At 63.6% G+C, this 13,210-nt stretch carries 13 protein-coding genes; 6 read left to right on the top strand and 7 right to left on the bottom strand.

The features are described 5' to 3' along the window. Window positions 1–5: 5 nt before the first annotated feature. Window positions 6–2,897 (bottom strand): M16 family metallopeptidase, encoded by a 2,892-nt coding sequence (locus tag AC1RTP_RS03400; RefSeq protein ID WP_498604732.1) that lies wholly within the window; start codon window positions 2,895–2,897, stop codon window positions 6–8. Between the two features lie 48 nt (window positions 2,898–2,945). Between AC1RTP_RS03400 and AC1RTP_RS03395 the strand changes: the two genes are divergently transcribed. Genes AC1RTP_RS03395 through AC1RTP_RS03385 form a run of 3 tightly spaced genes read left to right on the top strand, consistent with a single transcriptional unit; the run spans window position 2,946 to window position 5,330 of the window. After that, window positions 2,946–3,716, top strand: coding sequence for an ABC transporter permease (locus AC1RTP_RS03395; RefSeq protein WP_498604730.1), 771 nt, complete (start codon window positions 2,946–2,948; stop codon window positions 3,714–3,716). A gap of 4 nt (window positions 3,717–3,720) precedes the next feature. Then, window positions 3,721–4,680 carry an MlaD family protein gene (locus tag AC1RTP_RS03390; protein ID WP_498604728.1) on the top strand — a complete coding sequence of 320 codons (960 nt, stop codon included), beginning with the start codon at window positions 3,721–3,723 and terminating at the stop codon, window positions 4,678–4,680. Beyond that, window positions 4,677–5,330 carry a hypothetical protein gene (locus AC1RTP_RS03385; RefSeq protein WP_498604726.1) on the top strand — a complete coding sequence of 218 codons (654 nt, stop codon included), beginning with the start codon at window positions 4,677–4,679 and terminating at the stop codon, window positions 5,328–5,330. Before AC1RTP_RS03390 ends, AC1RTP_RS03385 begins: the two co-directional genes overlap by 4 nt. A gap of 128 nt (window positions 5,331–5,458) precedes the next feature. Here the strand turns inward: AC1RTP_RS03385 and AC1RTP_RS03380 are convergent, their stop codons facing one another. Next, window positions 5,459–6,718 (bottom strand): DEAD/DEAH box helicase, encoded by a 1,260-nt coding sequence (locus AC1RTP_RS03380; RefSeq protein WP_498604724.1) that lies wholly within the window; start codon window positions 6,716–6,718, stop codon window positions 5,459–5,461. Window positions 6,719–6,811: 93 nt separating this feature from the next. Between AC1RTP_RS03380 and AC1RTP_RS03375 the strand changes: the two genes are divergently transcribed. Beyond that, window positions 6,812–7,777 carry a dipeptidase gene (locus tag AC1RTP_RS03375; protein WP_498604722.1) on the top strand — a complete coding sequence of 322 codons (966 nt, stop codon included), beginning with the start codon at window positions 6,812–6,814 and terminating at the stop codon, window positions 7,775–7,777. Window positions 7,778–7,783: 6 nt separating this feature from the next. Here the strand turns inward: AC1RTP_RS03375 and AC1RTP_RS03370 are convergent, their stop codons facing one another. The 3 genes from AC1RTP_RS03370 to AC1RTP_RS03360 are packed head-to-tail and all read right to left on the bottom strand — an operon-like array spanning window position 7,784 to window position 9,662. Beyond that, window positions 7,784–8,851, bottom strand: coding sequence for a hypothetical protein (locus AC1RTP_RS03370; RefSeq protein ID WP_498604720.1), 1,068 nt, complete (start codon window positions 8,849–8,851; stop codon window positions 7,784–7,786). 12 nt (window positions 8,852–8,863) lie between these two features. Then, window positions 8,864–9,253, bottom strand: a complete 390-nt coding sequence (locus AC1RTP_RS03365; RefSeq protein WP_498604718.1) for a VOC family protein — start codon at window positions 9,251–9,253, stop codon at window positions 8,864–8,866. A 1-nt stretch (window position 9,254) separates the two neighbouring features. After that, window positions 9,255–9,662, bottom strand: coding sequence for a hypothetical protein (locus AC1RTP_RS03360; protein ID WP_498604717.1), 408 nt, complete (start codon window positions 9,660–9,662; stop codon window positions 9,255–9,257). A 59-nt stretch (window positions 9,663–9,721) separates the two neighbouring features. On the opposite strand from AC1RTP_RS03360, the gene AC1RTP_RS03355 reads away from it, so the two are divergent. Continuing rightward, window positions 9,722–10,087, top strand: a complete 366-nt coding sequence (locus AC1RTP_RS03355; protein ID WP_498604715.1) for a MerR family transcriptional regulator — start codon at window positions 9,722–9,724, stop codon at window positions 10,085–10,087. On the opposite strand, the gene AC1RTP_RS03350 is transcribed toward AC1RTP_RS03355, so the two are convergent. Further along, window positions 10,084–10,572 carry a VOC family protein gene (locus tag AC1RTP_RS03350; RefSeq protein WP_498604713.1) on the bottom strand — a complete coding sequence of 163 codons (489 nt, stop codon included), beginning with the start codon at window positions 10,570–10,572 and terminating at the stop codon, window positions 10,084–10,086. The genes AC1RTP_RS03355 and AC1RTP_RS03350 overlap by 4 nt on opposite strands. 13 nt (window positions 10,573–10,585) lie before the next feature. Between AC1RTP_RS03350 and AC1RTP_RS03345 the strand changes: the two genes are divergently transcribed. After that, a complete protein-coding gene (locus AC1RTP_RS03345) occupies window positions 10,586–11,332 on the top strand; it encodes a Mut7-C RNAse domain-containing protein (RefSeq protein ID WP_498604901.1) in 747 nt (248 codons plus the stop codon). Here the strand turns inward: AC1RTP_RS03345 and AC1RTP_RS03340 are convergent. Beyond that, complete coding sequence (locus AC1RTP_RS03340) at window positions 11,329–13,170, bottom strand: DUF4153 domain-containing protein (RefSeq protein WP_498604712.1); 1,842 nt, start codon at window positions 13,168–13,170, stop codon at window positions 11,329–11,331. The genes AC1RTP_RS03345 and AC1RTP_RS03340 overlap by 4 nt on opposite strands. Window positions 13,171–13,210: the final 40 nt, after the last annotated feature.

Genomic DNA, 13,210 nt, shown 5'->3' with positions numbered 1-13,210 from the left:
CAAAATCAGGAACCAGCCGGAAGTTTAGCAGTTTCGGCGGGCGCATCCTGCTTTGCGGCCGGCTTGGCATCCGGCTTGGCTTCCGCCTTTTCTTCGGCCGGATGCAGCACCACCTGCACATAATTATTGAAGTCGAAATAACGCTTGGCTGCGGCCTGCACGTCCGCCGCTTTCAGGCTGGCGATCATTTCGCCCTGGCGCAGCAGCTGTTTCGGGTCGGTACTGTTGATCAGCGACGACTGCAAACCGGCCAGCCACCAGCCGTTTTCGCGCAGCGCCTTGCGATAGTTCGCGGTCCAGTTTTCCTTCACCTTGGCCAGGTCAGCCTCCTCAGGACCTTTCTCCTGCAGTTTGCGCACCTCGGCAAAAGTGGCTTCGATTGCCTTGTCCACGTTTTCCGGCGCAGTCGGCAGGCCGATGTTGATGGTGTAATTGCCGTAGGGGTGACGCCCCATGCCGCCCGTAATATTCGCGGTGTAGACCAGGCCGCGCTGCTCGCGCAGGGCTTCAGTGGCCTTTATCTGCATGATTTCGACCAGGGCGCGCAGGCGCATCTGCTCGACATCGTCAACCTTCACCGCACCGGTAAAGGAAATATCGACCTGGCTCTTTTGCTCACGGCCGCGGCGCACCTCCTTCTTCACCACCCCGCGTACCGGACGCACATTGCGGTCCTTGTAGGCAGTCGGGATCTTCGCCGCCGGCAGGCCGCCGAGGTAGGTCGCGATCAGCGGCTTGATTTTTGCGAGGTCAAAGCTGCCGACCAGGATGAAGGTCATGCCGTAGGCGCTGGACATGCGCTCCTTGTGCATTTCCATCACGCGGTCCAGGCGGATGCCGTCCAGTTCTTCCGGACGCGGCGTCAGCCCTACTCGCGGGTGGTTGCCGAACACGGTGGTGCGCATGGTGTCGGTCAGCACAGCCTCCGGACGCGCCAGCGCATTGCGCGCCTGCTCCTGCTGCTTGTCGATGAAGACGCCGAACAAGGCCTGGTCGCGACGCGGCTGCGTCATTTGCAGGTAGACCAGCTGCATCAGTGTTTCCACGTCGGCGCTGCTCGATCCGCCGCTGAAGCCCTCGGTCAAACCGCTCATGCCGTAGGCGGAACGCACACTGCGGCCGGCCAGGATCTTCTGCAAGTCCAGTGGCGCGTAATCCTTCACGCCCATGCTGGCCAGGATTGAACTCGCGTAGCGCGCGTTCACAATATCGGCTTCCTCGGCCAGCGACTGGCCTCCGAAGCGGATGGAAGTCATCAGCACCTGGTCGTTCTTGAAATCGGTCGGCTTCAGCATGACTTTCACGCCGTTCGACAGCGTCAGCTCAGTGACGCCCAGAGTCTTGTCCGTGCTTTCCTTGACGATGCGGCCAGCCTTGGGAGGCTGCGCCATCAGGCTGGCAGCCAATGCTTTTTCCTCATGCGCGGCAACGGTGGCTTTTTCCGCCGCATCCACCGTGGCCAGCATCTGGTTTGCGTCCGGCACCACGGTGCCCGACTTGTCATTGCCCATGAAAATGACCAGCTTCTTCTGGCCCACTGGAATGGCAGTGCGCACCTGGGCATTGATTTCTTCGATCGTTATGCTCGGCAGCAGGTCCTTATGGTAGTTGTACTCGTTCTCGATACCCGGCATCGATTCGCCGTCAAGGAAGTGGCGCGTGTATTCGCTCATATGAACCGCCGATTCGGTCTTATCACGCTCGTTGTACAGGGTCTCGACGAAGCGGGCAATGCTCTTCTTGGCACGCTCGAGTTCCGCAGCGCTGAAACCGAGCTGGCGGGCACGCTCGCCCTCTTCCACCAAGGCGCGGATGGCCGGCAGTGCACCAGCTTTGCCCACCACGGCGCTGGAAACGAAGGAACGGTGGCCATGCACCGCCTTCGCCATGCTGCTGAAACCTTGCAGGAATGGCGGATTGCTTTGCTGCGACAGTTCTGTGATGCGCTGGCTTAGCATGGCAGCCGAGAGCTGCTCCACGATACTGGAGCGGTACTCACCCACGGTCGTCGACTCATTGCGCTGCAGGAATGGGTAGCGGATCGTCACCAGGTTGGAAGGCGACTCGCGGTCGGTCACGACGATCGCTTCAGACTCCTTGCGATCCGGGATGACCGCGTAGTTGCGCGGACGCGGCCTGGCTGGATTCACCAGGCTGGAAAAATGGCTGATCACCAGGCGCTCGGCCTCCTGCGGATCGATGTCGCCAACCACCATCACGGCCATCAGGTCCGGGCGGTACCAGTCCTTGTAAAAACGGCGGATCGCCTCCGGCTTGAAGTTCTTGAGGATTTCCTCCTTGCCGATCGGCAGCCGGCGCGCATACAGCGAGCCGTTGAACATCTTCGGCAGCAGCACCTTGTTCATGCGGTCGGCAGCTCCTTTACCAAGGCGCTGCTCTTCCAGCACGATGCCGCGTTCACTATCGATGTCGGCATCGTTGAAGGTCACGCCCTGGGCCCAGTCTTCCAGCACCAGCAGGCCCTTGTCCAGGTTTTCCTTCTTGTCGACCGGGATCGGCAGCATGTACACCGTTTCGTCGAAGCTGGTGTAAGCATTCAGGTCGGCGCCGAACTTCACGCCCACCGACTGCAACCAGGACACGAGTTCATGGCGCTTGAAATGGGTGGAGCCGTTGAATGCCATATGCTCGGTGAAGTGGGCCAGGCCGAGCTGGTCCTCATCCTCCAGCACCGATCCCGCGCGCACCACCAGGCGCAGTTCCACGCGCTTCTCCGGACGATGGTTTTGCCGGATGTAGTAAGTAAGGCCGTTTGGCAGCTTGCCCATTTTGACCAGCGGGTCAATCGGCAGCGCGGTGGCGGGATCGGGCGCGGCGGAGGCGGCGAACGAGCTGCACACCAGGGCCGCTGCAAGGAGAAGTTTTAGTAGTTTCATAACATAGTACGATACACCATAGGCCATCCTTAATGCTAGTATGCCAAAATGAACGCCCACCGCTCCGCAATCGCATGGCTTAACAGCTGGTGGCAGCTGCTGCAATTCGCCGCCCTGTTGTTGACGCGCGCCCTGGCGCCATCCAGCTACCGGCGCGATAACCGGCGCATGCTGTCCGAACAAATCGTCATCGCCACCACGGGCAACCTGGTCTGGTTCTCCGTGCTGTGCGCCCTGATCAGCCTGATCATCATCCGCATCGTGGTGGTCACCTCGGCCAGCTACGGCCTGTCGCGCTATGCGCTGGAAATGGTGGTGCGCGTACTGGTGCTGGAACTGGTGCCGCTGACGGCCGCCCTCTTCGTCGCTCTGCGGACAACCCTGCCTGCCGGCGTCGAATTTACGCAGCAAAGGCTGGCCGGCAACGCGCCTGAGGCGCGCGCCGCGCTGCGCACGCAGTTCTATCCGCGCGCCGCAGCCGGTGTGTTTGCGGTGTGGATGCTGGCAGCGGTCAGCTGCCTGGTGACCCTGGTGCTCACCTACCTGGTGATGTACGGCTTCACGCCATGGGCGCTGCCCGGCTACACGCGCGTGGTGGGTCAGATCTTCAATCCGGCCGTGTGCCTGATCCTGACGCTGAAAGTGGTGTTTTTCAGCCTGGCGGTGGCCGTGATCCCGCTGGCATCTTCTTATTACGGCAGCGTCCCCGGCACGCTCATGCGGCGCATCGGCGCAGCGCACGGCCTGGCCGACATGGTGCGCATGTTTTCCGTGATCCTTATGGTGGAAGCGGCCTCCCTGATGGGTAATTATTATTGACGATATGAGCGACACGACTAATCCTCCCGAACCGGCGTCAATCCATAACGCCGAAGCCAAGGCCGTGGCCCTCCTGGTGCTGCTGGCGGCGCTCATATTAGGCGCCGTTTTCTACCTGATGTATGCGCGCGGCGCCTTCGAAGCCACGCAAAGGCTGGTGCTCACCGCAGACGATTCCGAAGGCGTGGCCGTCGGCATGGACGTGACCTTTGCCGGCTTCCCGGTCGGGCGCGTGCAGCGCATTGAGCTATCGCAGGAAGGCAAGGCGCGCATCCTGGTCGACGTGCCAAGCAAGGACGCGCACTGGCTGCGCACCAGCAGCGTCTTCACACTGGAAAAAGGCCTGGTCGGCGGCGCCAAGCTGCGCGCCTTCACCGGCATCCCCTCCGACCCGCCGCTGGCGCCGGATTCCGAACGCGCCCTGCTGGTAGGCGACACGGCTGCCGAAATCCCACGCCTGCTGCAATCGGCCAAGGACTTGCTGAACAACCTGGCCGCGCTGACGGCCGACGATTCCGCCCTTGGCAGCAGCTTGCGCAATGTCCAAGGCGTCACCGAAAAGCTGAATGGTCCCGGCGGCGCGCTGGGCGTGATCGCCGGCGAAGACCAGAAAGCGCGCGAACTGCTGCGCAACGCCAACTCGCTTGTCATCAAAGCCGACAGCCTGATTGGCAATGCCGACAAGCGCGTGTTCGGCGACAAAGGCCTGGCCAACGATGCCCAGGCCGCCGTGCAGCAGCTGAACGCCCTGTTGACCGACGCCCGCACCACGCTGAAAAAGCTCGATGCCGTGCTGGTGGAAGCGCAAGCCGTCGGCGCCAACACGCGCGCCGCAACCGAGGACCTCAGTGCGCTGCGCTCGGAAGTCGACGCCAACCTGCGCAAGGTCGAACAAATGATCAATGAATTGAACCGCAAATGGCCGTTCAAGGGCAGCGACAAGCCGGAGATCAAACTGCCATGAATACAATCAGACTCGCGCTCATCGCCGCACTCCTAAGCGCCTGCGGCAGCGGCCCGCGCGTGCCGGACTGGCAGGTCAATGCCGCCAGCGCCACCGAACGCGCCAGCTCCGCCTACATGGAAGGCAAGAGCGCCATCGCCGAACGCGAATTCGCCCTCGCGCGCAACCAGGTTGGCAGCACCGGCCTGCCGGAATACGCCATCCGCGTTGAACTGCTGCGCTGCGCCGTGCAAGTGGCATCGCTGGTGTTCGAAGACTGCGCCGGCTTCACCGCACTGGCGCCGGATGCCAGCGCCGCCGACCAGGCTTATGCCCGCTACCTGGCAGGCAGCGCCACGCCAGCCGATGCCGCGCTACTGCCCGAAGCGCAACGCCCCGTGGCCGCAGCGTCCAGCGACACCGGCGCCGCCGCAGCAGCATCCGCCATCAAAGACCCACTATCGCGCATGGTCGCCGCCGGCGCCCTGCTGCGCGCCAACCGCGCCACACCGGAAGTGATGACGATGGCCATCAACACCGCCTCCTCGCAAGGCTGGCGCCGCGCCGTGCTGGCCTGGCTGAACGTCCAGCTGAAACGCGCCGAACAAGCCGGCGACGAAGGCGAAGCCGCCCGCCTCCGCCGCCGCATCAAGCTCGCCAGCACCCCATAGCCCACTATTGCCCAGTCCGTGTCACACCATGGGGTCACACCCCGAGTGTGACACGGGCTCAAGCGTCCTACGGCTGACCTCGTGTCACGCTTCGGGTGTGACCCCAAGGTGTGACACGGGCTCGGCTGTTATTCGGCGGCGGCTTTGGCGGCGGCTTCGCGTAGCTTGTCTTTCTTGCTCTTGCGCTTGCCCTTGATGCCGCCGGTGCCGTCGTTGGCGCCGGGGGGCAGTACTTGGGGCGCTGACGTGGGTTCGAAGCCGGGGAGGCGTTCGCGTTCTACGCGTACGTTCTGGCGCTTTTCGATCAGGCGGAAGTGCTGCTCGGCGTCGGGGGTGATAAATGTGACGGCCAGGCCGGAGGCTCCGGCGCGGCCGGTGCGGCCTATGCGGTGGGTATAGTCGGCTGGTGAGCGCGGGAGGTCGTAATTGACCACGACCGGCAGTTGTGCGATGTCGATGCCGCGCGCCGCGACGTCGGTCGCGACCAGCACTTTCAGTTTGCCTTCGCGGAAGTCGTTCAGCACCGATGTGCGGGCGCCCTGGCTGAAATCACCGTGGAATGCTTCCGCCGCTACGCCGCCGCGCCGCAATTTGTCGGCCACGTGTTCGGAGGCGTATTTGGTGGCGACGAATACCAGCACCTGGCGCCATTTTTCTTCCTTCATCAGGATGCGCAGCAGCGAGGTGCGCTGCGACTGGTCGACTTCAATGGCGCGTTGGGTGATGTCTGGCGCCTGCTCTTCAATGTCCTGCATGGCCACGCGTACCGGTTCGTGCAGCAGCTTGCCGGCCAGCGCCTGTACCGCAGCCGGGAAGGTGGCGGAAAAAAACAGGTTCTGGCGGCGCGCAGGCAACTGCGCCATGATGCGTGCGATTTCGTCGGCAAAGCCCATGTCCAGCAACTTGTCCGCTTCGTCCAACACCAGCACCGAGGCTTCGTCCAGCTTCAGGGCGTTGTGTTCCACCAGGTCCAGCAGCCGGCCCGGGGTGGCGACCATGATGTCGGTGCCGCCTCGCAGCGCCATCATCTGCGGGTTGATCGATACGCCGCCAAAGGCGACCGATACCTTGACCGGCACCGGCAGGTGCGAGGCGAAGCCGCGCAGCGTTTCGCCCACCTGGGCCGCCAGCTCGCGCGTCGGCGCCAGCACCAGGGCATACAGCTTGCGCGTGCCGCTTGCCGGCCGGCCTGCAGCCAGCAAGGCGTTCAACAGCGGCAGTGCGAATGCGGCGGTCTTGCCGGAACCGGTTTGCGCCTGTCCGAGAACGTCGACGCCGCGCAAAGCAGGCGGAATAGCGGCCGTCTGGATGGCGGTTGGCGTGCTGTAGCCGGTCTCGGTGACGGCGTTGAGCAGGGCGGGCGCGAGGCCCAGGCTGGAAAATGTCATGGATGGCTTCGATTGGATAAGCCGGCAGTATACCTTGCGCCGGATTTCATGCGACTATACGGTTGCTATCAATCTACCAACAGCACTTGAAGAATGATCAATTGGGACGCCCACTTCTGCCTGCCCCTGCATCCGCAAGCGGATTTCTCCCCTCTTAAACAGCTGCAGGCCGCTGGCGTAAATTACGTCTCGGTCAACGTGGGCATGGACATGAATCCTGTGCCGCAGGTGATGTCCGTGATCGCCGGCTTCCGCGCCACGATCGCCGCGAACCCGGATCGCTACCGCCTGGTGTCGGGCGCCGATGAAGTGATCCAGGCCGCCGCCGATGGCGTGCTGGCCATCGGGTTTGACCTGGAGGGCTCCATGCCGCTGATGGACCAGCCGGAAATGGCCGCTGTTTATGCGCAGCTGGGCGTGCGCCAAATGCATTTCGCTTACAACCGCAACAACAGCGTGGCCGACGGCTGCCACGATACCGCACGCGGCCTCACGCCGCTGGGCCATAAAGTGCTGCAGGCGGTGAATGATGCCGGCATCATCGTCGACTGCTCGCATACGGGCCGCCTGTGCAGCCTGGAGATCATGGCCGCGTCGAGCAAGCCGGTGGTGTTCAGCCACGCCAATCCCTTCGGGCAGCTGCCGCATGGCCGCAATGTGACCGATGAACAGATCCAGGCCTGCGCCGCGACCGGCGGCGTCGTCTGCATCTCGGGCCTATCCTGGTTCCTTGGCGCCGAGCAGCCGACTGCGGCTGACGTAGCGCGTAATGTCGCCTATGTGGCGGAGCTGGTGGGCACGGCCCATGTCGGCATCGGCCTCGATATCTGTGTCAGCCAGAAGGACCTGGACGATACGCCGCCGGGCGATTTCGATCCTTCGAAGTGGTGGCCCGAGTCGGCCGGCTACCGCGCCGGCCGTCCGCCGGCTTACGTGCCGCCTGGCGCCTGGAAATCGCTGCCGCTGGAACTGCGCAAGCTGGGAATGGCGCCCAACGAAATCGAACAAGTCCTGGGCCGCAATATGCTGCGCGTTGCGCGCGCCACCTGGCTGTCGTAAAGCCGGCTAAGGCTTGACCGCCTCGCGCTGCAGGGCGGCCGCTTGTCGCAGTCCTTCTTCGTTGAGGAAAGGCTGCAAAGTCTTGAAGGATGCAACCGAGACATCCATGCACGGCCCGAAACCAGCCTCGAATTCAATGCCCCCAGGCGCCAGGCGCGGACCACCCCACGACTTACGCTGATCCTTGCAGTCCGGATCGCCGCCGTTGTCGTCGAAACGGCCGATCACTCTGGTCAATGCCTTCGACGGCGCGAACACCCCCTCCTGCCATGTACCTGCGCGCGCATTGAACCAGCGCCACAGATCGACCTTGGCGCCGGTCGACAGGTCCCAGGTCTCAAACCACACGCTGATGCTGGAAACGCCGTGCCCTTTCGGCCATTCTGTTTCTCGCAGCGACAGCCAGCGATCCGACAGCCACACCACTTCTTCAGTTGATTCCGACAGGCCGTTCATGCGGGCGTCATGGCTCTGCGCCAGTCGCTTACGCAAGCGCTGCAGCAATTCACGGTTCACCGCCGCACCGTTGGCGCCAACGTCGCGCAGCACCACAGCTTCCGGCTCGAATTGATTGTCGCCGCGCTTCTGGATGCGCGTTGAAAGTTTTTGGTAGCGATGCCGGCCGAAAGCCTGCAACGGGCCAGACACAAGCTTCTGGGCATCGGCCACCGGCTTGAAGAAATACTCCGCTTCACAGACGCTGGGAGCCCCCTCCAGCTGGAGCGCCGTCCGCTTAAGCGCGATCGGCAGATGCTTACTGGCGCTGGCGCTATGCCAAGTGCCGCGCAGCGCATCGGCGCCTTCCGCAGCCAGCTGCCATTTTCCGTTCGGCTTATCGGCAGACTCCTCGCCTTCCAGCCAGCTGCCCTCCTCGCCCTCCGGTTGATGCAGGAGGATGTCCTTGCCATATTTAAGGTAGTAGTAGCGCGAATCCTCGCCACCCTTGCCATCGAGGCAGACGCGCACTGGCATCTGCCCGATCGTTCCCTCCCAAATGCCGCGCCATGCCTCTTGCGCGGAACACGTCCCCACCACGGCCAGCAGCATTGCCGGCGCCCACAGCCTTACTCTCATAAATCTCCAGGTTCACATGCCAACGTCGCCGTACGGCCCCGCCAGCACGACGACATAGCCTTCCGGATCGCGCAGCCACAGCTCGCGGTGCTGGGCGTTGCTGTTTTCCTTCGGCCCTTCCAGCACGGTGGCCCCGGCCGCCGCGGCACGGTCCACGGCGTCGTCGAAATCATCAGTCCAGAACCATAGCAGCGCGCCATTGCCATATGGGCGCTGTTCGGGATTGCCGATGTGGGGATGGTGATGGGCGTCCCAGCGGTGCAGTTGCAGCACCATGCGTCCGTCATGCAGTAATTGTTCATATTCGTTGCCGCCATGTCCGCTCTTCAGGCCCAGGGTTTTCTGGTACCAGCGGCTGGTCGCTTCGACGTTGCTGACAGCAATCAAAGGTTGCGCTTGCATATCACTCTCCCTTTCTGCTCATCGGAGGAACAGCATACCACTGCGCGACTCCCCAAGCGAATTCGGGGACGATGAACAGCCACACGAGCGGCAACCCGCCGCCGGCAAGCGCCCACGCGAACCAGGTGCTGAAAAGGAAGCGCGCCGCGCCATCGTAGGTGGCGAACTGCGGCTGCGGGTCGCGCAGGCGCAGCCAGGACCACACCAGCACAATACTGCCCATCAGGCAGGCGAACAGCAGATGCATGGTGCCGAAGCTTGGTAGCGCTGCACCGCCCAGCACCTGGTTGAACGCGGAGAGGTGGCCGTGCGCGATGGCGAAGGTCCATGGGGTGGCGAAAGGTGCTGTGAGCAGCAGGTCGTAGGCGGCGCTGGCGCGCACCAGTTTCTGGATGTTTGGAGTTTTCATGCTGCGCAGCTTAAACCTTGGAGTACACTCCAGGGTCAAGCACTTTTGGGAGAGGCGGTATGCAGATCGGCGAACTGGCGGAGGTCACGGGCATCAGCCGCGACACCTTGCGCTACTACGAGAAGCGCGGCTTGCTGCAAGCGCGCCGCGGCACAAACGGCTACCGCGAATATCCGGAAGAAGCGGCGGACTGGCTGCGCTATATCCGCACCGCGCAGGCGCTGGGCTTTACCTTGCAGGAGATCGAGGCGGACTTGCCTCTGCTGACGGCGCCCGCCTCCGACAGCGCAGCAGCCGTGCGCGCGGCGCTGCAGGCCAAGCTGGCCGAAGTCGACCGCCGCATCGACGGCTTGCGTGCCTTACGCGGCGAACTGGCACGGCGCATCAACGCGCAGATAGCGGAGTGCCCGCTGCGGCCGGCCTAGCCCTTGTAGGCCTTGCGCAGCGCCGCCAGGTCCATTTTCTTCATCCCCATCATGGCCGTCATGGCGCGGCCGGCTTTTTCGCGGTCCGGGTCCAGCAGCATGTCCATCATCTCGCGTGGGAAGATTTGCCAGCTCAGGCCATATTTGTCCTTCAGCCAGCCGCACATCTGGGCTGCCGGATCGCCGCCGCTACCCAGCTTGTCCCAAAAATAGTCGATTTCTTCCTGCGTGTCGCAAGGCACTTGCAGCGACAACGCTTCGTTGAATTTGAAATTCGGGCCGCCATTCAGGGCGCTGAATGGCTGGCCGTTCAAATCGAAAGCAACGGTCAGCACTTTCCCCTCGGCCTGGCCGTGGGTTTCCTTGCCTGCATCCGTGTAGTAACTGGTTTCGGTGATCCTGCTGTCCTTGAAGATGCCGGTGTAATAGCGGGCAGCTTCTTCGGCTTGATGATCGAACCACAGGCACGGGGTGATTTTTTGCATGGTAATCTCCAGTATGGTCAGCGCCACTTTCCGTTTCTACGAAGAACTGAACGACTTCCTGCCGCGCGCGCGGCGCAAGATGGAATTCACGGTACCGTGCGCGCAAGCGGCCACCACCAAGCACATGATCGAGGCGCTCGGCGTGCCGCATACCGAGGTTGAACTCATCCTGGTCAACGGCGAATCGTCGGGTTTCGAGCGCCTGCTTTGCGATGGGGACCGCGTGGCAGTCTATCCCAAATTCGAGACTTTCGACGTACGGCCGCTGTTGCATGTGCGCGCCGAACCGCTGCGCATAACGCGCTTTGTGGCGGACGCTCATCTTGGCGGCCTGGCGCGGCTGCTGCGCATGGCGGGTTTTGATACGCTGTACGACAACCAGATCGATGATCCCACTGTGGCCGCGCTGTCGGCCGACGAAGGACGCATCGCCCTCACCCGCGATCGCGACCTCTTGAAGCGGCGCGGTATAACCCATGGCTGCTACGTGCGGGCTTTGAAGCCTGCGCAGCAGTTTGCAGAAATGTTCCAGCGCCTGGACCTTGCGGCCAGCGCGCGGCCATTCACGCTATGCCTCGCTTGCAATGCGCCGCTGCGGTCCGTACTGAAGGACGAGGTAGCGGAGAAGCTGCCGCCATCTGTGCGCGCCACGCAAGATGAATTCCTGACGTGCGACTGCTGCCACGGCGTGTTCTGGCGGGGATCGCACTGGCGCCGCATGAAGTCGCTGCTGGAAAGCCAGGGCGTCAACAGCAATTAGCGCCCCGCCGATGACGAAGCTGGCGATGCGCCTGGTGTGCAATCGAGCGCAGTGACATCGGCAGGTGTCAGTGTCAGGCGCTGGCCGCCGGCCTCGATGTCGCGCAGGCGCTGCGGGGCGAGGGAGAATTCGCCGGCCCGCAAGCGATCCAGCACGGCGCTGCAGCCGGCCAGCTGCACCGGCGGCCTGGCGATCACCCGCCAGGGGCCGTCGCGTTCTTCCAGCAGCGCGGCGCCATCGCCCCGGGTCGCCCCGACGAGCAAGATATCCTGCCGTCCATCGCCATCCGCATCAAGCACGAAAGCATCGCATTTGCTGCCGGCGCGGCGCAGGCATCCCGGCGTCATGGCCGGCAAGCGCGCAGCCGCCCAATCCTGGCCAAGGAAACTGGCGGGCAATTGCGCGCCTTTCGGCCATACACTCAGGTTCGCGGCAATGTCGGCGGCCGAAGCAGCGCCCACCGTTCCCGGGTCCTCGTAGCGCTGGTTCAAGGCGGCGGTGGCGCGCGTACGCACCAGCCCCGCCTGCGCGCCGGCGCCGCGCGCAGCCAGCGACTGCAACGCCTCCATGCCATAGCGTGCCCCATGGAAGCGCAGGAAAGCGTAATCGAATTGCGCCGCCTGCGTCACGCCGCGCTCAAGCCGCGCCACTTGGTCGCCCACCGCAATGCGCGCCGGATCGGCAATTGGAGAGAACAGGGCAAACGACACGGCCAGCGTCAGGAAGGCTGCCGCCAGGTTCACATTACGCAAGCCATCGAGCCATGGCGTGCCGCGGCGCGCGGCCGCCAGCGCATACCCGCCCGCATAAACCGCGGCAACCAGCAGGCAAGCCGCGCCCAGCACGCGCTCAGTGGTCCAGCCGTAATCCCCAACGCGCAAACCAAGCGCATGCACGCCCAGCGCGACCAGCGGCAGCAGGAGGAAGCACGCCAGCCGCGCCGCAAAACGCACGCTGAGCGCCAGCCCGGCCGCCGCATCGCCGGCCTGGAAAGCCGCATTGACCAGCACCACGAGCACTGCGCAACTGGCCAGCAGCACGGCGGTGGCGTGGCGTGTTTGCCACAGCGGATCAAGTCCGGTGAACGGCAACGCGGCCAGGAAGCCGCCCACCATCAGCACGGCGATCGGCAGAATCCACGCCATCAGCACCAGCAGCAGGCTGCGGATGCCGCGCACAATCGCGGGCCGCACGTCGGTGGTATGCATGGCGCTGGAAAACGCCACGCACACCAGCGGCACCGAAAACCATGATTTCACCAGCAGCTCGCCCAGGAAATGCAGCTTGAGCAAATCGAACAAGGCATCGCCCAGCCACATGACCAGCCAGACGCCGGCCACGAACATGGCGGAAAACAGCAGTTGTATAGCCAGCTTCCAGGCGCTTTCAAAACAGGTGGCGTAGTGCGCAATGCGGCGGCCGTCCTGCGCGCCGGCCAGCACCAGGCTGTGGGCGACAAAGAAAAAGCCCGCGCTGAAGGGGAAGAGCAGGAACGAGGGACGTTTGAGCGGCGCCGTATCGAGCGCATTGCGCCAGGCGTCATGCAGGCATACGGCGGCCAGCGCCAGCGCGGCGACGCCCAGCCAAAGCAGCAGCTGGCGACGGTCAAGGTGGCCCAGGCTGGATATCAGCAATGCCGGCAACACGATCGCGCACATGACCAGCGGGATTTGCAGCCCCGGGTGGCCGGACGGCCAGCTGCCTGATTGCAGCGCATGATACAAAAAATACAACACAACGCCTTGCGCCAATCCTACGCCAAGGCGCAACTGCCCCACGCGCCGCGTCACGGCGGCATCGCGTACGGGAAGCTCCGGTTCTGGCAGCGAGGCGTCCATTGGCTGATCATAGCCCGTTCACAGGCCATTGTCATAATGG

The sequence above is a fragment of the Pseudoduganella sp. GW821-FHT11H04 genome, from assembly GCF_058807935.1.
Note: the sequence above shows the minus strand (reverse complement) of the source record. Positions and strands in the feature narration are given on the sequence as shown.

Excerpts from the sequence above, each read along its gene's own strand:
- AC1RTP_RS03400 (WP_498604732.1), bottom strand. The coding sequence starts at position 2,897 with ATGAAACTACTAAAACTTCTCCTTGCAGCGGCCCTGGTGTGCAGCTCG.
- AC1RTP_RS03395 (WP_498604730.1), top strand. The coding sequence starts at position 2,946 with ATGAACGCCCACCGCTCCGCAATCGCATGGCTTAACAGCTGGTGGCAG.
- AC1RTP_RS03390 (WP_498604728.1), top strand. The coding sequence starts at position 3,721 with ATGAGCGACACGACTAATCCTCCCGAACCGGCGTCAATCCATAACGCC.
- AC1RTP_RS03385 (WP_498604726.1), top strand. The coding sequence starts at position 4,677 with ATGAATACAATCAGACTCGCGCTCATCGCCGCACTCCTAAGCGCCTGC.
- AC1RTP_RS03380 (WP_498604724.1), bottom strand. The coding sequence starts at position 6,718 with ATGACATTTTCCAGCCTGGGCCTCGCGCCCGCCCTGCTCAACGCCGTC.
- AC1RTP_RS03375 (WP_498604722.1), top strand. The coding sequence starts at position 6,812 with ATGATCAATTGGGACGCCCACTTCTGCCTGCCCCTGCATCCGCAAGCG.
- AC1RTP_RS03370 (WP_498604720.1), bottom strand. The coding sequence starts at position 8,851 with ATGAGAGTAAGGCTGTGGGCGCCGGCAATGCTGCTGGCCGTGGTGGGG.
- AC1RTP_RS03365 (WP_498604718.1), bottom strand. The coding sequence starts at position 9,253 with ATGCAAGCGCAACCTTTGATTGCTGTCAGCAACGTCGAAGCGACCAGC.
- AC1RTP_RS03360 (WP_498604717.1), bottom strand. The coding sequence starts at position 9,662 with ATGAAAACTCCAAACATCCAGAAACTGGTGCGCGCCAGCGCCGCCTAC.
- AC1RTP_RS03355 (WP_498604715.1), top strand. The coding sequence starts at position 9,722 with ATGCAGATCGGCGAACTGGCGGAGGTCACGGGCATCAGCCGCGACACC.
- AC1RTP_RS03350 (WP_498604713.1), bottom strand. The coding sequence starts at position 10,572 with ATGCAAAAAATCACCCCGTGCCTGTGGTTCGATCATCAAGCCGAAGAA.
- AC1RTP_RS03345 (WP_498604901.1), top strand. The coding sequence starts at position 10,586 with ATGGTCAGCGCCACTTTCCGTTTCTACGAAGAACTGAACGACTTCCTG.
- AC1RTP_RS03340 (WP_498604712.1), bottom strand. The coding sequence starts at position 13,170 with ATGGACGCCTCGCTGCCAGAACCGGAGCTTCCCGTACGCGATGCCGCC.